The organism is Hungatella sp. SL.1.14 (genome assembly GCF_024460495.1).
Lineage (GTDB): Bacteria > Bacillota > Clostridia > Lachnospirales > Lachnospiraceae > Hungatella > Hungatella hathewayi.
The window spans coordinates 164,474-185,248 of record NZ_JANFYJ010000001.1 but is presented as its reverse complement, the minus strand read 5'-3'; the positions used below and the strand labels follow the sequence as shown (position 1 = coordinate 185,248).

The window sequence follows — 20,775 nt, the reverse complement described above, 5'->3', positions numbered from 1 at the left end:
TCGTTTTTGGCAGGAAAATCCATGCCTGTCTTGTTATTCTATCATAGAAACGTTGTCGTGTATACACTTTTTTACCGTTTCACACCATAGCTGGAAACGGAAACCGAATGGCTGCCTATAACGTAATCAGTCCCGCATCCTTTAATTTCTGCATGGACATGAGAATTCCAAGCTTCGCATGGTACCAGGTAAGCCCGCCCTGGAAATATACGGCGTACGGCGGTTTTATCGGTCCGTCGGCCGAAAGTTCGATGGAGGCTCCCTGCACAAAGGCGCCCGCAGCCATGATAACCGGCGCATCATAGCCCGGCATCGCCCACGGTTCCGGAGTGACGAAGCTGTCCACCGGAGCGGCCGCCTGAATTCCCTGGCAGAATGCGATAACCCCCTCCGGTTTTCCAAAGGTCACAGCCTGAATGATGTCATGGCGTGACTCGGTGCTGTTGGGAACCACGGCGAATCCCAGTTTTTCATAGACATTGGCAGCAAAAACTGCCCCCTTTAAGGCTCCCGCCACCACGGTTGGCGCAAGGAACAGTCCCTGATAGAAGGACTGATTCAGTCCCAGACTGGCTCCCACCTCGCGCCCAAGGCCGGGGGCAGTCAGACGGTAGGAGGCGCGGTCAATGCAGTCCTTCCTTCCCGCGATGTAGCCGCCGATCGGCGCCAGTCCGCCGCCGGGATTCTTGATGAGAGACCCCACCATCATATCCGCGCCCACATCGGCCGGTTCTATCCGTTCCACAAACTCGCCGTAACAGTTGTCTACCATACAGACGACATCCGGCTTTACCGTCCTGATGAAGGCGATCAGCTGACCAATCCGCTCCACCGATAAGGTCGGCCGGGTCGCATACCCTTTTGAACGCTGGATTGTCACCAGCTTCGTTTTTTCGTTGATTGCCTTTGCAATTCCATCAAAATCAAAGCTTCCATCCGGAAGTAAATCCACCTGACGGTAGACGACTCCGTATTCTTTTAAAGAGCCGGTGCTCTCCCGGATTCCAATGACCTCCTCCAGCGTGTCATACGGCTTTCCCACCGGCGAGAGAAGCTCATCACCCGGCCGTAAATTGCCGGACAGCGCCACGTGAAGCGCGTGGGTTCCGCTGATTAAGCCCGGCCTCACCAGGGCACTCTCCGTGTGGAACACGCTGGCATAAACATCTTCCAGTGTATCCCGGCCAAGATCATTATAGCCGTATCCGGTGGTTGCGGCAAAATGTATGTCGCTGACGCGGTTGTCCTGCATGGCTTTTATCACCTTCAGCTGATTATACTCCGCCGTCTCATCAATCGCGGCAAAGCGTTCAGAAAGATGTTCTTCGATCTCCTTTCCGAACTCCAGAACCCTTTTTTCGATTCCAAGCTGCTCATACATCGCATCCATTTCCATGATTTTCTGTCTCCAATCCATATGTTTCTCTGATATCCTGAAGTATTTTCTCCAGAACTTTTTCTCTGTCGCAGCCAAAGTCTTCCAGATTCAGCCACCGCACATCCCGCTCCCGCTTAAACCAGGTAATCTGGCGCTTCGCAAAATGCCTCGTATCCCGCTTTAAAATAGCAGCTGCCTCGTCGAGGGTCGTATTCCCCATCAGGTAATCCAGAATTTCCTTGTATCCCAGTCCCTGCATGGAGACCATGTCCTTCGTGCAGCCCATATCTCTTAATTGTTCCACTTCATGAACCAGTCCGGCCTCCATCATACCGTCAACCCGTCTGTCAATCCGCTCATAGAGTGTCTTCCTGTCATCTGTGAGGACGTAATACAAAAAGTCATAAGGGGACTGCTTCTGACGTTCCCGCCTGTTGTGTTCGGAGATTCTCTCCCCCGTCTGCCTGTAAAACTCAATGGCGCGGATCATGCGTTTCCGGTTGTTGGCATGAATCTCCATGGCAGCCTCCGGATCAATCTCCGCCAGCATATCGTGCAGAAAAACGGATCCCCGTTCCTCTCCCAGCCGTTCCAGTTCCTCCCGGATTTCCCGTTCCTCTCCCTGCTCCGTAAAATCGATATCGTACAGAAGGGCCTGAATGTAAAAACCGGTTCCTCCCACAACAATCGGTATACTGCCGTGAGAATAGATCTCCTGGACCGCCTCCGCCGCCATTTTTTTAAATACGGCGACATTAAACTCTCCTGTGGGTTCCAGGATATCGATGAGATAGTGGGGGATCCCCTCCATCTCATCCCGTGTCACCTTGGCAGAGCCGATGTCCATATGGCGGTACACCTGCATGGAATCAGCACTTATGATCTCCCCGCCAACGGCTTTCGCCAGCCGGACAGACAGAGCTGTCTTTCCCACAGCCGTGGGGCCCGTCAAGATAATCAGTGGTTTCATGATACAATCCTCTTAAATTTTTTCTCCAGCTCGTACTTACTCATGGAGATAATCGTCGGCCGTCCGTGAGGACACGCATACGGATTCTCCAGATTCAAAAGCTGGTCAATCAGCTCATTGGCCTCCGCCGCCGACAGCCGGTTTCCGCCTTTGACTGCGGCTTTGCAGGACATCGTCGCTACCCGGTCATAAATGATGTCAGGGTTATGGGTCGAAACGTCGTCAGAGAGCCCGTCAATCATCTCGATCAGCAAATCCTTTTTGGCAATGGACAGTAAGTTGGCCGGAACGCCTCTCACCGCATATTCTCTGCCGCCAAACGGTTCAATCTCGAATCCCATGTCCGAAAAATACTTCATATGCTCTTTTAACAGCACCTCCTCATTCATATTCAAAGTCAGAATGATAGGAGGATCCAGCATCTGGGATGAGTATTCCCTGTTTTTAAGTGTTGCCATGGTTTTCTCATATAAAACCTTTTCATGAGCCGCATGCTGATCAATAATGTAAAGCTGTTCGTTAAATTCCACCAGCCAGTAGGTATCGAACACCTGGCCGATCAGCTTGTGCATCTGCCTTGATTTCGGCTCCAGAAGCTTTCCGTCAAAGAGATCCAGCTGCTCCGGCTTTCCTGCTCCGGCTGTATTATCATGTTCCGGTGTAATAGTTTCACCTTCCGGTGCAGCGGGTTTTGTAACGGCCGCCGCTTCTTCCCGGCTGCTCGGGACAGGTTCCTGAGACGGGCCGCGCAGAGGGTTGGTTTCTGGCGGCGCAGCCGGCTTCTTCAGCCAGTTTTCAGCCAGAAAATCAGGATCTTTCATGAGTGACGGCTCTGCCGGTTTCAGCCGTTTCGATCCCGGTGCACACGCCGCCTGCTGCCTGCTCATGGCCTCCAGCCTGCGAAGCTCAAAGGGTTCCGGCGACGGCTCGCGTTTCCTCGCCTCCTTCGCCTCCTGATCCGTCCTGTCCTTATTCAGTTCCACTTCCGGAATCAGCTCCTTGTGCGCCAGCGCCCCGGAAACGGCGTCATAGACCATGCGGTACACCATCTCTCCGTCGCGGAAGCGCAGTTCCATCTTGGTCGGATGGACATTGACATCCAAAAGCTCAGGCTCAATGGTGAAATGAAGCATGGTAAACGGATACTTGTGCTGCATCATAAAAGGCTTGTAGGCCTCTTCTATGGCTTTCGATATGATGCTGCTTCTGATATACCGCCCATTAATAAAATAATTTTCGTAATTCCTGTTTCCCCTTGCAATCACGGGCTTCCCGATAAAGCCGCTGATGGAGATATCCTGCTTCTTCGCCTCCACCTCCAGTAAATTCGCCGCGATCTCCCTGCCGAAAACCGTATAGATGATGTCCTTTAAATTGTGGTTTCCGGAGGTATGCAGCTTATTCTGGTTATTCTGGATAAAACGAATTGAAATCTCCGGATGGGAAAGTGCGATCTTTTCCACCAGTTCGGCTACATGGGACCCTTCCGTCATGGGTGTTTTTAAGAATTTCCTTCTGGCCGGAGTGTTATAAAACAGATTTCTTGCAATAAATGTAGTCCCTTCCGGCGCTCCAATCTCCTCCAGCGGCCGTTCCATGCCGCCCTCAATCTGGTAACGGCTTCCCGTCAGGGCTTCGCTGGTCTTTGTAATCAGTTCCACCTGGCAGACAGCGGCAATACTGGCAAGCGCTTCGCCGCGGAAGCCCAGGGACGAAATCGTAAATAAGTCTTCCACAGACTTGATCTTGCTGGTAGAATGGCGCAGAAAAGCCAGGGGAACCTCTTCTCTCGGAATCCCGCAGCCGTTGTCGGTCACACGGATAAAGGTGGTGCCCCCCTCTTTTATTTCAACCGTCACCGCCGTGGCTCTGGCATCGATGGCATTCTCCAGCAGCTCCTTTACAACAGAAGCCGGCCTCTCGATCACCTCGCCCGCAGCGATCTTATTAATCGTATTTTGATCCAGTAGCGTAATGTTTGGCATATGGCTTATCGCTCCTTTATCTCTTGCGGCAATTCAGACGTACGGCTGAATTGTAACTGTGTCTTACTGCCAGCGGTTCTTAAGTTTCGTCTGTAAACGGTACAATGTGTTTAGGGCGTCAATGGGCGTCATGTTTCCCAGCTCCAGTTCCCCCAGTTCCCGGACGATATCATCATCCTTAACCGTGTCAAACAGGGACATCTGCTGTAAATCCACCTCATCCGGCCTGGGAACGGCGGCATGCTTCGGTGTACCCGCTCCTGCTTCCGCAATCTCCTTCGCCCTCGCCGTGATATCCGCATCGCTTAACTCCACCAGAAGCTCCTTCGCCCGTACAATTACGGAATCGGGAACGCCTGCAAGCTTTGCCACCTGAACGCCGTAGCTCTTGTCCGCTCCGCCCTTCACGATTTTTCTTAAAAATACGATGTCATCTCCCTGCTCCTTTACGGCGATGCAGTAATTATTGACACCGTTTATGGTTCCCTCGAGCTCCGTCAGCTCATGGTAATGGGTGGCAAACAGCGTCTTGGCTCCAAGAAGCTTCGGATTGCTGATGTGCTCCACCACCGCCCAGGCGATGGACAGGCCGTCGAAGGTACTGGTTCCTCTGCCGATCTCATCGAGAACGATCAGGCTGTTCTTCGTCGCATTTCTCAAAATATTGGCAACCTCGGTCATCTCCACCATGAAGGTGCTCTGGCCGGATGCCAGATCATCGGAGGCGCCCACCCGGGTAAAGATTCTGTCACAGATACCGATATTGGCTTCATCTGCAGGTACGAAGCTGCCCAGCTGCGCCATCAGAACGATTAAGGCCGTCTGGCGCATGTATGTTGATTTTCCTGCCATGTTGGGGCCGGTGATGATGGAAAGCCTGTTTTTCGTATTATCCAGATACGTATCGTTGGCAACAAACAGATCATCCCGCATCATTTTCTCCACCACCGGATGGCGGCCGTTCTTGATGTCAATCACGCCCTTTTCGTTGATGCGCGGCTTTACGTAGTTATTTTTTGTGGCCACTGCGGAAAGGGAGGTCATCACGTCGATGCCTGCGATCGCCCGGGCCGTCTGCTGAATTCGCAGAACCTCGGCAGCAATGGTGTCTCTCACCTCACAGAAGAGGCCGTATTCCAGCGTATAGAGCTTGTCCTCCGCCCCCAGGATCATATCCTCCAGTTCCTTCAGTTCATCCGTTGTATACCGCTCGGCATTAGCCAGCGTCTGCTTGCGGACAAAGTAGTCCGGAACCATCCCTTTAAAGGAATTCGTCACTTCGAAGTAATATCCAAACACCTTGTTGTATTTGACCTTCAGATTCTTGATTCCTGTTTTATCACGCTCTCTGGACTCCAGCTGTGCAAGCCACGTCTTTCCTTCCGTCTTCGCATGGCGCAGCTTGTCCGTCTCCTCGTGGTAGCCTTCTTTTATGATTCCCCCGTCTCTTAAGGAAACAGGCGGATCATCCACGATGGCTCGGGAGACCAGATCATGAACATCTTCCAGCGGATCCAGCTCTTCCCAGAGCTCTTTTAACAGAGGAGTCGTGAACTCTCCCATAAGATCTTTGATATACGGAAGCATCTCCAGGGAATTCTTAAAGGAGATTAAATCCCTGGGATTGGCTGTCTTATAGCTGATGCGGCCAATCAGACGTTCCAGGTCGTAGATGGGATTTAAGTATTCACATATTTCCTCCCTGGATATGTAGTTCATATTCAGCTCTTCGATGGCATTCTGGCGGGCGATGATATCGTCCTTATGGATCAGCGGCTGTTCGATGTAAGTCCTTAAAAGTCTGGCTCCCATGGCCGTCTTCGTCTTATCCAGAACCCACAGAAGGGTTCCTCTCTTCTGCTTCTCCCGCATGGTCTCCAAAAGCTCCAGATTCCTTCTGGTAGAAGTATCGATAATCATAAACTCCCCGGTAGAATAGGGCGTGATGGTCGTAATATGGGACAGCGTGCTCTTCTGGGTCTCGTACATGTACTCCATGACGGCCCCCGCCGCAATCACTCCCGTATCGTAATCCTGCAGTCCCAGTCCATCGAGTGAGCCGACCTTAAAGTGTTCCTTTAAGATCTTCCTGCAGCCTTCATCCGAGAAGAAATGGCTGTCAAGGGCAGAGATGACTGTCTGATACCGGTTCTTGACCTCCTCGGTGTCCACACCGGATACGAAAAATGCATCGTTGCAGATAATTTCAGACGGGCAGAATTTATTGATCTCATCCGCCAGTTCCCGTTCCGACGCCACTTCAGTCACCAGGAAGTCGCCTGTACTGATGTCGGAAACGGCAATGCCGAACCGCTCGTCGATATAAACGATCCCCATTAAATAGTTGTTCTTCGTCTCATCCAGTGCCTGGGCGCTGGTGATGGTTCCGGGGGTGACGACACGGATAACCTCTCTTTTTACCAGTCCCTTGGCCTGTTTGGGATCTTCCATCTGCTCCGCAATGGCTACCTTGTAGCCCTTCTGGACCAGCCTGTACAAATAGTTATCAAGCGCATGGTAGGGAACGCCGCACATGGGCGCCCGTTCCTCCAGGCCGCATTCTTTTCCTGTCAGAGTAATCTCCAGTTCCTTAGAGACGGTGAGCGCATCTTCAAAAAACATCTCATAAAAATCCCCCAGCCTGTAAAACAGGATACAGTCCGGGTACTGCTTCTTGGTTTCCAAATAATGGACCATCATTGGTGACATTCCGGCCACGTTTTTTCCTCTTTTCTTCTGTCGTACTGTTCTGTTGCTATTTCATGGTTCCCATATAATAAAAGCCCTTCGACTCATCGAGGTACACATCCACGATCTTACCGATCAGCGAACGGTCCCCCTTAAAATGGACGATGGTGTTGTTGTCAAGCCGGCCCGTTACGAAGCCTTCCACATGATCATCCAGTTCCTCCACCAGTACACTCTTAACGGTGTGCACGTCGCGTCCGCATACCTCGGCCGAGACTGCCTGTACCTCTGAAAGGAGACGGTCAAACCGGTTCTTCACCACATCATCCGGTATCTGATCTTCCATGGCGGCCGCTGGCGTACCCGTACGCCTGGAATAAATAAACGTAAAAGCACTGTCAAAACGAACTCTTCTCACCACATCCATGGTCTCTGAGAAGTCCTCTTCCGTCTCTCCCGGGAATCCGACGATAATGTCCGTGGTTAAAGAGATATCAGGAACCGCGGCTCTGATCTTCTCCACCAGTTCCAGATACTGTTCCTTCGTGTATCTCCGGTTCATGGTCTTTAAGATCCTGCTGCTTCCGGACTGGAGCGGCAGATGGAGATGGTGGCAGATCTTATCAGAATTCTTCATCACTTCAATCAGTTCATCCGATAAGTCCTTCGGATGGGAGGTCATAAAACGGATGCGCCGAAGGCCGTCGATCGCCTCCACCTCCTGAAGCAGCTTTGCAAATGTCATCGGCTCTTCCAGATTCTTTCCGTAGGAATTCACATTCTGGCCCAGAAGCATCACCTCCACCACGCCGTCTGCGACAAGACGCCTGATCTCTCCCACGATATCCTGGGGATTCCTGCTTCTCTCACGGCCGCGCACATAAGGAACGATACAGTAGCTGCAGAAATTATTGCAGCCAAACATAATATTAACGCCGGACTTGAACGGATACTTCCGGTCCGTGGGAAGTTCTTCCACAATCCGGTCGGTTTCTTTCCAGATGTCAACTACCATCTTCTTCTCATCCATGCGTTCAGAAATCAGTTCTGCCAGTTTAAAAATATTATGAGTCCCGAATATGATGTCGACAAAGCGATAGCTCTTCTTTATCTTTTCCACCACGGTTTCCTCCTGCATCATACAGCCGCAGAGAGCGATCATCATAGCCGGATTTTTCTGTTTTATACGGTTTAAGTATCCGAGTCTGCCGTACACACGCTGGTTGGCGTTGTCTCTGACCGTACACGTATTATAGAGGACGAAATCCGCCTCCTCCGTATCCGTCTCCGTAAAGCCGGAGGCCTCTAAAATTCCGGTCAGTTTTTCCGAATCCCTGGCGTTCATCTGGCAGCCGAAGGTCTCGATGTGAAAGGTTCCGCGATACGTCCCGTTTTTCTTCCTCTCATCGATCAGCTGCCGGCAGCGCTCCATAAAAAACTGCTGTCTGCCCGGTTCCTCTGCCGGTGCCGCTTTTAAAGCTTCTTCATGCGTCATATGTAAATGATCCATTCAATGATTTCCTCCATTTATCTCACTCCACATTCCGTTCCCCTAAAAGCCCGGAATGACTTTGAATATTATAGCATAAATCAATTCTATTGCAAACACAAAAAATGCCGCGGCTGTCCATCTGAAAAAAAGAATCAAGTCCGCCCTGTAAACAAGGCGGACTCAGATACGCAAACAGCTTCCTGTGCAGCGAAACGGGGCCGAAGGCCGTAATGCACCGCTGCCGTCCTTAGTTACAGAGCCGGCGGCCTGCATTGTCCGTTTCCATAGATAATGTACTTCGTCGTGGTAAGCTCCTTAAGCCCCATAGGGCCTCTCGCATGAAGCTTCTGAGTGCTGATGCCGATCTCCGCGCCAAACCCAAATTCGAACCCGTCGGTAAATCTGGTGGAAGCGTTGACATAGACAGCGGCCGCATCGATCTCATTTAAGAACCTCTGGGAATTCCCGTAATCCGATGTAATGATGGCCTCGGAATGCTTCGTATTATAACGGTTGATATGGGCGATGGCCTCATCTATGGAATCTACCACCTTCAAAGACAGAATATAGTCTAAATACTCCGTCCCCCAATCCTCTTCCGACGCCGGAACAAACTGGGGCACGATCCGGCAGGCCTCTTCATCCGCCCGCACCTCGACCTGTTTTTTATCGAGCCTGGCTTTTAAAAGCGGCAGAAATTCTTCTGCGATCTTTTTGTGTATCACCAGTGATTCGCAGGCGTTGCAGACGCCGATCCTCTGAGTCTTGGCGTTGAATATGATATCGAGAGCCATCTTGAAATCCGCAGTCTCATCCACGAAGATATGGCAGTTGCCGGTCCCCGTCTCGATGACGGGCACTGTACTGTTCTCCACCACCGAACGAATCAGTCCGGCTCCGCCTCGCGGAATCAGCACATCCACGTAGTCGTGCAGACGCATGAATTCCTTCGTCACCTCCCGGTCGGTGTCTGTGATCAGCTGAACACAGTCTTCCGGAAGGCCGGCGTTTTTAAGGCCGGCGCGGAGGCATCTGACAATGGCCTTATTGGACTCCAGCGCATCGCTTCCGCCCTTTAAGATCACGCTGTTGCCGGATTTAAAGCAGAGTCCGAAGGCATCCGCAGTCACATTGGGCCTGGCTTCATAGATGATGCCGACCACTCCCATGGGAACGCGTTTCTGTCCAATGGTAAGACCGTTTGGCCGGACCTTCATGGAGATCACCTCGCCTACCGGATCGTCCAAACCGGCCACACTGATGAGTCCGTCAGCCATGGCCTCGATCCTGGAGGGCGTCAGTTCCAGGCGGTCGATCATACCTGCGCTCATGCCGTTTATCGTCGCCTTAATCACATCGTCCTGATTGGCGGTCAGAATATCTTCCTCGCCTTCCAGCAAAGCAGCGGCAGCAGCCCTCAGCCCCTCGTTTTTCTTATCAGAACCGAGAATTCCAAGAACTCCCGCCGTCTCCTTCGCTCTTTTTCCTGTCTCAATAAGTGTCATATCGCGTTCCTCCCTGTTATCAAAATGAATGGTTTCAGCCGGGATCGTATGGAGTGATTACCAGATCCATCCCCTTATCGTGAGATTCTGCCGGCAGAGAATCGAAAAGCTGGAACGGATAGGCGATACCAAATCTGGGATGATCCGGTTCTTCCTCGAAGAAACGGTCGTAATATCCGCCGCCGTAGCCGACCCGGTGTCCTTCCCTGTCAAATGCGATTCCCGGCACAATAACCGGCGCGAATTCGTCACGGATGCGCAGGCAGTTTAATTTAGGCTCCATAATCCCCATGACGCCGCTTTCCAGATCCCGCTTCCCCTGGATCGCATAAAATACCAGTCTTTTTCCTTCCACCTTCGGCACCGCCACGTATTTTCCCATTTCCAGCAGGCTCGTGATCAGTTTTTCGGTTCCTGCCTCGTGACGGAAGGACACGTAACAGTAGACACAGAACGCCTGCCGTATGGTCCGGAGGCTTAAAATCTTTTTGCAGATGGCATCATTCCATTCCAGCTCCTGCTTCTGTGTGAGAGCCAGACGGTTCTCCTTTACCCACTCCCTGACTTCACTCTTGCCCGACATTTCCATGCTTTTTCCCCAGATCCGTTATAGTTCCGTCCTCTTCCTGAATCGAAATACTGTTTAGATTTCCTCTTAAACTCATGCGGATTGCCTCGATGTATTCCTTTCGCAGGGCGGCCTGTTCTGCCTTCTCCTCCTCTGAAAGTCCCACAGCCTGAGCCTTGTGGTAGAGTGTGTTGATTCTGTCTATTTTTTCCTGCTGCATGGATAATCCTCCTAATATTCGTTATTTATGTAGTGCATCAGATCGAAATCAAAGTTGGGATGGGCCAGGAAAAGCGTGCCCTTATCAGCTCCCGTCATGATCTGGGATACCACTTCCACATCATCCCCGTTAGCGATGACCATGTCGGAGCCGCTGTCCGTGGCAATCCGGGCCGCCGCCAGCTTCGCCGCCATTCCTCCGGTCCCTACATCGCTGCCAGAGGTGGCCTTTCCCATATCCATGAGCTCCGGCGTAATCTCATCCACCTGGCGGATAAACTGCGCCTTCGGATTCTGTCTCGGATCATCGGAGTAAAGGCCGTCGATATCCGACAGCAGAATGAGTAAATCCGCGCCGATCAGAGCCGCTACGATGGCGGACAGCCTGTCGTTATCCCCGAAATTATCGACGTAAGGGATCTCTGAGGTGGAAACCGTGTCGTTCTCATTCACAATCGGTATGGTTCCCAGCTTCAAGAGCTCATCAAACGTATTCTGCGCGTTATAGCGGGAGCTGTCGTTGATCATGGTATCCTTTGTCAGCAGAACCTGCGCCGCCACCTGGTTATACTCCGCAAACAGCTTCTGGTACACCATCATCAGGCGCGCCTGACCTACCGCCGCAAACGCCTGCTTCTCGGAGATGGTAACCGGTCTTGTATGGTGGCCGAGCGCCTGGCGTCCCACCGCGATTGCCCCGGAAGAAACCAGGACCACGGATTTCCCTTCCCCTTTCAAATCACTGATGACGCGCACCAGCTTCTCGATCTTCATCAGGTTCAAGTCTCCCGTATACGTATGGGTCAGGGAAGACGAACCGATCTTTATGACTATCCTCTGTTTATCCTTCAGCTTTTCCCGCACTTCGGTTTTCATGGTGTCTCCAATCATGTTCGTTCAGTCTTTTTGTCTCATATCTTACAACATTTTTTTCCATTCGTCAATGAAACGGCGCTGATGCCGTGCAGAACGTCCGGCTGAACAGCTGCTTTCCTCATGCCATACCGTGATGGGGCGCATAACACGATACAACCGCCTCCGCCGTCTTAATCCCATCCATGGCAGCCGATGTGATTCCGCCTGCATAGCCCGCGCCTTCTCCGCAGGGATAGAGGCCTTTTACGCTGCTCTCAAACCGCTCGTCTCTCGGTATGCGTACCGGCGACGATGTCCTGCTCTCCACGCCGGCCAGAATGGCGTCGCCTCTGGAAAAGCCGGCGATCCGCCCGTTAAACACCTCTACTCCTTCAATCAGAGATTCCGACAGCGTATCCGGGAAAAATTCCCGCAGGTTCGCCATGGCATACTTACCTTCAAACGCCGGCGTAACATCTCCAAAGGCTGTGGTTGTCCTTTTCTTCTTAAAATCACCGTATAACTGCACCGGGATTTTCCCCCCGCCGCACCGATAGGCAGCTTCCTCCAGACGGCGCTGGTAAGCGATGCCCGCAAGGGGGCTGTCCTCCGGAAAATCCTGGGGTGTGACGGTGACTATGAGTGCGCTGTTTGCATTCACGCCATCCCGCGCATGGTAGCTCATCCCGTTGACGGCCAGACGGCCGGGCTCCGAGGATGCATCGACAACGTAACCGCCCGGACACATACAGAAGGAGTATACGCCTCTTCCGTTGGCACACTGATGGGTTACCTTATAATCAGCCGCTCCCAGCGCTTCAATCTCCGCGGCACCGTACTGTGCAATATTGATGTCTCTCTGGGGATGCTGAATACGCAGACCCACGGCAAACGCTTTCTTCTCCATGGGCACGCTTCTCTCCAGCAGCTTCTCGAAGGTATCCCTCGCACTGTGCCCCACCGCCAGTACGGTGACCTCCGTCTCAATTTTATCCGTCCCGTTTACGGTGATGGCTTTTAACTTCCCGCCCTCAATGCAAAAATCGGTCACACAGCTTTGGAAGGAAAAGGTTCCTCCCAGCCGGATAATCTCCTCCCTCATGTTCTTCACAATCACACTGAGCACATCCGTTCCGATATGGGGCTTATTCTTATAAAGAATGGAAGGATCCGCTCCGAACTCCACGAATACCTCCAGCACCTTTCTGTTTCGCAGCATCGGGTCTTTCACCAGCGTGTTTAACTTTCCGTCGGAAAATGTTCCCGCGCCGCCCTCACCGAACTGCACGTTGGAGCTGCCGTTTAACTCTCCTCCCTGCCAGAACCGCAGTACCGACCGTTTTCTTTCATCCACCCTCTCCCCGCGCTCGAAAATAAGGGGAGCATACCCGGCTCTCGCCAGCATAAGCGCGCAGAAAAGGCCGGCCGGCCCGCTTCCTATGATGACGGGACGGTGTTTTAAAGGTTCCGTTCCCGGCTTCGGAAACTGGTATTCCTTCTTTTCTGCTTTCGCAATGTTCGGACTGTTCAGTCTATGTAATACCTTGTCCTCCCTGGCAGTTTCGACATCAACGGTATAGATAAACAGCACTTCGCTGCTCTTTTTTCTCGCATCGACAGACTGCTTTATAACCGTTATACGGCGAATATCCGCCGGCTGAAGCTTCAGCATCTTTGCCGCCTTCTTCTTTAAATCTTCCTCGCTGTGGTTTACAGACAGTTTCAACTGGCTGATTCTTATCATATAGGACCTCTTCCTGCGTTCCTGCCCGCCAGAATTCCTGATGACCACGCCCACTGCAGATTATAACCACCGCAGATTCCGTCCACATCCAGGATTTCTCCCGCCAGAAACAGCTGACTGACTAATTTTGATTCCATGGTACAGGGATTTATCTCTCTCGTATCGACGCCACCGCAGCAGATCTGCGCCTGATCGAACGAATTCACCCCTGTCACCGTTGTTTCCAGAGCCTTAATCCGATCCGTAAGAATACGGAGCTGTTTTTCCGTGATCTCCGAAGTCCGGCGGCCCGCCGGTATTCCGGATTCCTTAAGAAGCACCTGGTGCAGTTTCTTATTAAGGACGCCGTTTAAGAATTCTTCCCCCGGCCGGTATCCCAGCCTTCTGACCCGTTCTGTCAGGAAATGGAAAAGTTCCTGTTTATCCATAACCGGCAGCAGATCGAGACGGACCGTCACCCTTTTTCCTTCGTTTAAAGCGCGTGATGCAAACCGGCTGACCTGAAAGACGGGGATGCCGGAAATGCCGTAATCCGTAAACTGCAGTTCCCCCCGGTCTGACGCGGTCTTGTGTCCGCCGCAAAACAGCGTCACAAAAGCATCTGTCCTTACGCCTGCAAACTGCTTATACCACGTCTCGCGACATTTTAACTGCACAAGCGCCGGAAGCGGCTCAATCACACGGTGCCCCAGACTTCCGGCCAGTTTATAACCGCTGCCATCGGATCCTGTTCCGGGCGCTGCCTTAGAACCGGCCGCAAGTATGACTGCATCCGCTTTCATGACCCCCTGGGTCGTGCGCAGTTCCAGCTTCTTTGATATGCCCGACACCTCGCATTCACAGAGCACCGGAATTTTCAAACGTTCCAGTTCAAAACGGAGCGCATCCAATACGGAGGATGCCTGCCCGGTGGCAGGATAAACGTATCCGTTCCGGTCTGTCAGCACCAGCCCCAGATCCTCAAAAAATGAGACGGTCTCTTTTACCGGTACTGCTTCAATCACCTTCCATGCAAATCCGGGATGTTCTCCCCGAAAGGCATCTTTTCTCATATCCAGATTTGTCAGGTTGCATTTTCCATTCCCGGTAGACAGAATCTTCTTTCCGGGTCTCTTCGTATGTTCCAGGATCACAACGCGGGCGCCCTCCCTGGCAGCTGCAATCGCAGCCGTCATACCGGAAGCGCCTCCGCCTATGATCATCACGTTTCTCTTCATGGATTCCTCCTCGCTGTACTGTTACCAGCCCTATTGTATCCGCATCCTCCACTCAATTCAAGTATTATTTTTTTCCTGATGAGCACTGTGTTCCGGACCTATGCCGGAGCGTGTCTGAATGTTCAGACAGTCTCTAGCTCGTATACGATTCCAGATAGTTAAACACCTCTATCATGGAGGAGAACCAGATGCCATCCATCAGACGGCCCCGCTCCTCCTCCGGGAAATCCGTAACCGGCATATGGGTATACAGACAGATCGTCGTCTGATCCTGATACAGGACAAGCAGATAACCGTCCTCCGATACGAGATAATATTTTTCCTTTTCCTTCTCCGGCGCAGGTGACACCTTTTCCTGATTGATGACGATCTGGTCCTCCGTCACGGTCTCTGTCTCCAGAGTCGCTCCGGGTATGGCCTCCTCCGGCTGCACGCTGTCTTTGGTAATGACGAAGCCGATTCCGAGGCAGAGAAGCGAAGTGGCTGCAAATAAAAGAAAGCAGAACATATACTTCTTCATAGGATAATACCTCCTTCGAAGTATAGTATCTGCTTTCTTCCCTCATTTTAATCACATCAAATGGCATTTCTGTGCGATTCTTACCAGTTTCGTGCCGCCGGGCATACCGGAAAGCTCCACCTCGTCCACACAGCGCAGCTTCAGCAGCAGGATTCCGTAGACGATCACCGCCACCGCAATCGCAAGAAGCACACCGATGGTGTTGCTCTTAAGCGTCATGTGAACCAGCTGGTAAACGCCGTATGCAGCGCCGCCCATAATACCGGAGGCGATGGTCGGGAGGATAAAGGTCTTCTTCATCTCCTGCCTGTAATTCAAGTACCGGCTAATAGCCATTCCATTCAGGATACACATAAACAGCGCAAAGAGAATGTTGGAATAGACCACGCTGTAAATTCCCATTTTAAAACCAAACAGCATGACACAGAGCACAATGATATGGAGCACAAGTGAAATCACTGCGTTCTTAAGCGGTGTCTGCATGTGGTTGATTCCCTGAAGCACGGCATTGGTCACCGTGGACAGGGAGAAAAATACGACAGCCAGAGAACCGTACATCATCATACGGATCAGATTGGTATTGTCGTAACGGCTGAACAGCAGATTACACACCGGCCCTGCAAGCACGGTAAGCCCAACCGTAGCCGGGATTGCTATCACCATGGAAAAACGAATCACCATGGATACCTTGCTCACGATCTGCCCGCGGTTTTTTCCGGCCACCGCCCGCGACAGGGACGGAATCAGGGAAGAGGCCAGTGAATTGGCAATGGCCACCGGGATATTGAACAGCAGGTGGTATTTTCCGGAGTAAACGCCCCATGCCGAAGCTATATCAGAGGTACTCATACCAAGAAATGTCATCCCTTTTGCAAAAATACTGTTGTCAATTACTGTACTGACGTTGTACGCCACACTGCTCATAACAATCGGAAGAACTGTTATTAAAAGAATAGCGGATATCTCTGTGTAGCTGTCTCTCCGCCTGCTGCGATCGCGCTTTGCCTGTTTTATCATAACAGGCCGGTAGCTCAATATAAGAAAGAGCAGAAACAAAAGAGCTGCCAGTGCCCCTGCCCCTGTACCGATCGTTCCCCCAGCGGCTCCGAATCCAAAGGAATACTCTGTGGCGCCATGAACCAGATTTGCCTTCAAACCTGCGTTAAACAGACGTTCTGCTGCCACAATACTAATGATAGCATTAATAATCTGCTCGAAAATCTGTGAAAGGGCCGTAGGAATCATCGTTCCAAGTCCCTGAAAGTAGCCTCGGAATACTCCGAGATAAGCAATAACCCATATCGTAGGCGCCAATGTTTTTAGCGCATATCTGGTATAGGGCATACTCAGGAAACGTGTAGCGAACAGATCTGCTCCAAACCATAAAACTGCAGCACCGATCCCTCCTACTACTGTCCCATAAAACAACGCAGCTTTCAGAATTCGAACAGAATTCCGATACTCTTTTCTGGCATTCTTCGTTGCGATCATTTTTGAAACAGCCGTAGGAAGGCTGTAGGAAGAAACAATCAGCAATATGGAATAGATTGAGAAAGCGGAATTATAGTACCCGTTTCCTTCATCCCCCAGTATATTGGCAAGGGGAATCCGATACAGCATCCCGATCAGGCGCACAATGATCCCCGCCGCCGCAAGAATCGTTCCCTGTATAATAAAATTTGACGCGCCCTTTTTCTCAGGCTTTTTTCTGCTTCTGCTTGTCCTGTTATTTTCCATAAACCTCTACATTTGAGGAATCCTGTGCGGAAATCACGCATATCCACGTCTTTCCCTGATTGAGGATTACCTCGTTATTCTCCATGTCGTAATAATGTGTCAGACCGAACTCCCCATCCTTCGTCCATTTCACCGGAATCGCCTTTCCCTCTGTGGCGTAGAGTCCGTAGGAATCGTCATGGACATTGATATCCAGATAATCCGTGGTGGCATAGTGGCCCGACGGGCAGTACTGGAACAGAATATTCTTTACGGCAATCGGACCTTCGTCGCCCTTATGAGGCGCTCCGTACTGATACCGGTAGTATAAGCCATCGCTCTCGTTATATTCAAACCACGGCTTATTCATCACGTAGCCGGGATAGACCCTGGCCGCGTCCATGACACTGGGCGCACCGTTCAGCGTCACCTCATGGCCCGTTTTCGCAAAGCGGTAATGGCCCTTGTAATCCGCACTGTAGCTCTCGGAATACCCCAGCTGGGCTATCGCCTTATTCAGCCTTTCTCCGCTGGAATATGCGTTGTGAGGTGATTTACGGTCTTTCGTCCTGTAATACGCCACGGTGCCGATCCCATCCAGTCCGTTGATATTATCCACGTTAGCCAGATACGGCTTGGCAAAGGTACTCTGTCCGTAATGAGCGTAAATGGCGTCAAACTCACGGGCAAAGTATGTATAATACGTCCGGCAGCTTCTCACGGAACCGATCCTGTCCAGATCGTCGTAATCCTCGATAATAGCCATATATCGGTTCATGCCGCCCTCTACAGGGGCCTCATACACGATATCCGCACGATTGATGCCGTACTGCGGCAGCGCCGCCTTGTCGTTGCTCATCATAATCGCTATGGGCCGGCGGTTTCCAATCGCCGCATCCACCATCCTGCCGGTCAGATAACTCCTGATCTTTCCATCCTGCTCGGTGCGCTCTTCATAAGTATACCAGTCGCCGGATTCCACTTCCTCCCCGGCAGGTGCCTCCGTTGTCGTCTCTATCTTAATCTCTTTCGTAGGGGCGGGCGTGGTGTCCGTCTCTGCAGAGGCGTCCGTCACAGCCACCTCCTGATATTTTCCCTGGCATCCGGTCACGGCGCCCATCAAAAGGATGAGCCCGGCCGCACAGAACCATGCCCGTTTTTTCATCGTTCGTATCCCCCTCGTTTCAGAATCTCTTCCTGCTTCTTCTCCATGACGAGACGCTCCTCATCCACCATATGGTCGTAGCCGCACAGATGAAGCATGCTGTGCGCCACCAGAAAAGCCAGTTCTCTCGTCTCGGAATGGCCGTACTTCTCCGCCTGTTCCTTCACCTTATCGACAGATATGACAATGTCCCCCAGCAGCAGTTCCCCGGTCTCCGGGTTAAAGTAATCGCTTGCCATGTCCTCGAGACGGTCAAAATCCGACGGACTGTCGTAATCGGCCATTGGAAACGACAGCACATCGGTAGCATTGTCAATATCACGGTATTCTTTATTGATCTGCCGGATATCCTCATTATCCGTAAGGAGCACATTCACCTCCGCCTCATAAGGACAGTTCTCATAGTCCAGTGCCTCGTTCACCACTGTGGTGATAATCTCCTCATACGGAAGCTTTAACTCCTCTTCCGTCTCATACTCAATATGAATCGTCATAGCGTCCCTTTCTGCCTCCCGGGGCTTTTGCCGTCTTTCGTTCTTTCTCTCCGGTCTTTTTCTTTGTCTCGTAATCGTCGTAAGCCTGTACTATTTTCTGAACCAGCGGATGACGCACCACATCACTGCTGCTCAAGTAGCAGAACCCGATATCATCAATCCTTTTTAACACGCGGACTGCGGTGTCAAGGCCGGACACGGCCCCGGCAGGCAAGTCCTTCTGCGTCTGGTCCCCGGTAACAATGACCTTGGACCCGAAACCGATTCTCGTTAAAAACATCTTCATCTGCGCCGGCGTGGTATTCTGCGCCTCATCCAGAATAATATAGGCATTGTCAAGGGTTCTTCCCCTCATATAGGCCAGGGGAGCCACCTCGATCAGCCCTTTCTCCGCATTGTGTAAGTAGCTCTCCGCGCCCATAATCTGATACAGCGCGTCATAGAGGGGCCGTAAGTACGGGTCAATCTTGCTCTGTAAATCGCCGGGCAGAAAGCCCAGCTTCTCTCCCGCCTCAATGGCAGGGCGCGTCAGAATAATTCTGCTCACCTCACCATTTTTAAAGGCCTGAATCGCCATAGCCATGGCAAGATACGTCTTACCGGTACCGGCCGGACCAATTCCGAATACGATCATCTTTTTCCTGATCTGGTCCACATACTGCTTCTGGCCCATGGTCTTCGGCTTCACCGGCTTTCCCGTAATCGTTCTGCATATGATGTCCTTGTCGATCTCTAAAATCTGCCCGTCACTCTCCGAAAAGGACAGAGACAGGGCATAATCCACATTCTGCTCCGTGATCGCATTTCCCCGCTTCGACAGCTCGATCAGATTATTAAACACACTCTTCGCCTTCTGCACCATCTGCTCCGGGCCGATGATTTTTAGCGCGCCGTCCCGCTCGATCATCGTGACATGGAGCGTTCTCTCTATCTTCTTCAAATAGCTGTCAAACTGCCCGCAGACATTCTTCTCGTGTTCAGCCGGTATATCTATGATTGTCTCAATTACGCTCATTGGACTCCTCAGTCTCCTCTTGTTCCTGTGTGATTGGTATCTCTACGCCCTGACTCTGCCCTACGGCTTCCTCAGCCACAAGATCGATGGCAATTTGGCATAAAGATTCATTATCTAGTATTTTAACATGATTTTCCAGAATTTGTACCCCTTTTTCCAATAAATTTTTTTTCAAATTCTCATTGATCTCATCGGCCGCCTGTTTTTTCTCCTCTTCCGTGTAGGGCCGCTCGTAGGAAATGTACTCCTTCGCCGTAATATCACCGAGATAGACAGGCAGATAAAAATTCTGAAATAAGTGAAGCTGATCCTCTTCCATGGTCACCTTCCAGGTGGTTCCCTCCTGCTTCGGGCGCATCAGCATCAGGGAATACTGAAATACCTTCGCGTACTTCCCCCGCCGTACGTTTCCGGTTTCCACATCCACTCGTTTAAACAGCGGGATCTGCCGTGTGATGTGGTATTCCGTCCGCGCCGTGATGTCCGCATCGGAATGAACATAGTGAGTGTTCATGATCTCCTCGCTGTCCCCGATCACATGCAGCGTTCCGCTGACAAGCACGTCGCCCTTTTTCACTTCATCCCCCACTGAAACCGCCGGAACACCCTGGCGCACGATCATAGAGGTGATCACGCCATCCTTTGACGCCACGATATCGCAGGGAGACTCATCCTTTGCAGGAATTTCCGAGAGAACCTCGTTCTCCTTTATCTTAACCAGAAGACGCGTTCCCGATACCCTGGCCGATACCCAGGTGATCTCCGGGAATGCACTCCGCAGCGATTCTTCCAGGGCATCACAGTCGATCCTGGATTTGACCATGCCATAGCGGATCTCCTCTGTTTCACAGTATTTCAAAAGGGTATCATACGTATACATGTGATTCCCCTCAAACTCAATATCCCAGATAAAGATGGAAAGTATGTAAAGCAGGACAAAAAAAGATGCCAGTCCGGCCGCGTAAAGCTTCCGCTTCCTGTTTCTGTGTAAAAAAAAAGGAAGTCCAAACTTTCCCAGTACCTTAAGTCTGACCTTCGATTTCCGGACAATGGGTTTTATCTTCTTAAACCCTTTCACAGTCATATAAAAACGGCAGGAACGGCCGGTGTCCGACACTCCCCAGATTTCTATCTCATGAACGCTGCACATATTAAAGAACCGTTCCGGAGAAAAGCCCGTCATCTCCACAAACAGATAACCGGATATCCGGTGGTTAAGCCATGTTACAATCACGGTTGTACCT

17 protein-coding genes are annotated in these 20,775 nt (G+C 51.5%); all 17 read right to left on the bottom strand.

Annotated features, from left to right (window positions below; translation table 11 throughout):
- Nucleotides 1-115 precede the first annotated feature (115 nt).
- On the bottom strand, nucleotides 116-1,396 hold the full coding sequence (locus NE473_RS00880; protein WP_006774746.1) for a methionine gamma-lyase family protein: 1,281 nt from the start codon (nucleotides 1,394-1,396) through the stop codon (nucleotides 116-118).
- Nucleotides 1,374-2,351 (bottom strand): tRNA (adenosine(37)-N6)-dimethylallyltransferase MiaA, encoded by a 978-nt coding sequence (miaA, locus tag NE473_RS00875; RefSeq protein ID WP_256265154.1) that lies wholly within the window; start codon nucleotides 2,349-2,351, stop codon nucleotides 1,374-1,376. Before miaA ends, NE473_RS00880 begins: the two co-directional genes overlap by 23 nt.
- Entirely contained in the window at nucleotides 2,345-4,333 is a 1,989-nt protein-coding gene (mutL, locus tag NE473_RS00870; RefSeq protein ID WP_055648869.1) for a DNA mismatch repair endonuclease MutL, read from the bottom strand. Before mutL ends, miaA begins: the two co-directional genes overlap by 7 nt.
- 63 nt (nucleotides 4,334-4,396) lie before the next feature.
- Nucleotides 4,397-7,042, bottom strand: a complete 2,646-nt coding sequence (gene mutS / locus NE473_RS00865) for a DNA mismatch repair protein MutS (RefSeq protein ID WP_412350404.1) — start codon at nucleotides 7,040-7,042, stop codon at nucleotides 4,397-4,399.
- Between the two features lie 46 nt (nucleotides 7,043-7,088).
- Entirely contained in the window at nucleotides 7,089-8,531 is a 1,443-nt protein-coding gene (gene miaB / locus NE473_RS00860; protein ID WP_256265132.1) for a tRNA (N6-isopentenyl adenosine(37)-C2)-methylthiotransferase MiaB, read from the bottom strand.
- 233 nt (nucleotides 8,532-8,764) lie between these two features.
- Nucleotides 8,765-10,018 carry a glutamate-5-semialdehyde dehydrogenase gene (locus NE473_RS00855; RefSeq protein WP_022032555.1) on the bottom strand — a complete coding sequence of 418 codons (1,254 nt, stop codon included), beginning with the start codon at nucleotides 10,016-10,018 and terminating at the stop codon, nucleotides 8,765-8,767.
- Between the two features lie 34 nt (nucleotides 10,019-10,052).
- Nucleotides 10,053-10,607, bottom strand: a complete 555-nt coding sequence (locus tag NE473_RS00850) for a 5-formyltetrahydrofolate cyclo-ligase (RefSeq protein WP_006774737.1) — start codon at nucleotides 10,605-10,607, stop codon at nucleotides 10,053-10,055.
- Entirely contained in the window at nucleotides 10,585-10,806 is a 222-nt protein-coding gene (locus tag NE473_RS00845) for a DUF896 domain-containing protein (protein ID WP_022032557.1), read from the bottom strand. The genes NE473_RS00850 and NE473_RS00845 overlap by 23 nt, the downstream gene beginning before the upstream one ends.
- A gap of 11 nt (nucleotides 10,807-10,817) precedes the next feature.
- Nucleotides 10,818-11,681 (bottom strand): glutamate 5-kinase, encoded by an 864-nt coding sequence (gene proB / locus NE473_RS00840; protein WP_022032558.1) that lies wholly within the window; start codon nucleotides 11,679-11,681, stop codon nucleotides 10,818-10,820.
- 118 nt (nucleotides 11,682-11,799) lie between these two features.
- Nucleotides 11,800-13,404 (bottom strand): NAD(P)/FAD-dependent oxidoreductase, encoded by a 1,605-nt coding sequence (locus tag NE473_RS00835; RefSeq protein ID WP_155560666.1) that lies wholly within the window; start codon nucleotides 13,402-13,404, stop codon nucleotides 11,800-11,802.
- Complete coding sequence (locus tag NE473_RS00830) at nucleotides 13,401-14,621, bottom strand: BaiN/RdsA family NAD(P)/FAD-dependent oxidoreductase (protein WP_055648865.1); 1,221 nt, start codon at nucleotides 14,619-14,621, stop codon at nucleotides 13,401-13,403. Before NE473_RS00830 ends, NE473_RS00835 begins: the two co-directional genes overlap by 4 nt.
- A gap of 133 nt (nucleotides 14,622-14,754) precedes the next feature.
- The gene (locus tag NE473_RS00825; RefSeq protein WP_006774733.1) at nucleotides 14,755-15,141 is read right to left on the bottom strand and encodes a hypothetical protein; all 387 of its coding nucleotides are present in this window, start codon (nucleotides 15,139-15,141) and stop codon (nucleotides 14,755-14,757) included.
- Between the two features lie 51 nt (nucleotides 15,142-15,192).
- Nucleotides 15,193-16,878: a putative polysaccharide biosynthesis protein gene (locus NE473_RS00820; RefSeq protein ID WP_055648864.1), complete on the bottom strand. Its 1,686-nt coding sequence runs from the start codon at nucleotides 16,876-16,878 to the stop codon at nucleotides 15,193-15,195.
- Nucleotides 16,868-18,022, bottom strand: coding sequence for a DUF3048 domain-containing protein (locus NE473_RS00815; RefSeq protein ID WP_055648863.1), 1,155 nt, complete (start codon nucleotides 18,020-18,022; stop codon nucleotides 16,868-16,870). The genes NE473_RS00820 and NE473_RS00815 overlap by 11 nt, the downstream gene beginning before the upstream one ends.
- A complete protein-coding gene (ybeY, locus tag NE473_RS00810) occupies nucleotides 18,019-18,516 on the bottom strand; it encodes an rRNA maturation RNase YbeY (RefSeq protein ID WP_006774728.1) in 498 nt (165 codons plus the stop codon). The genes NE473_RS00815 and ybeY overlap by 4 nt, the downstream gene beginning before the upstream one ends.
- On the bottom strand, nucleotides 18,500-19,531 hold the full coding sequence (locus NE473_RS00805) for a PhoH family protein (protein ID WP_022032564.1): 1,032 nt from the start codon (nucleotides 19,529-19,531) through the stop codon (nucleotides 18,500-18,502). The genes ybeY and NE473_RS00805 overlap by 17 nt, the downstream gene beginning before the upstream one ends.
- Nucleotides 19,518-20,762: a sporulation protein YqfD gene (gene yqfD, locus NE473_RS00800; RefSeq protein WP_039892061.1), complete on the bottom strand. Its 1,245-nt coding sequence runs from the start codon at nucleotides 20,760-20,762 to the stop codon at nucleotides 19,518-19,520. Before yqfD ends, NE473_RS00805 begins: the two co-directional genes overlap by 14 nt.
- Between the last annotated feature and the right edge of the window lie 13 nt (nucleotides 20,763-20,775).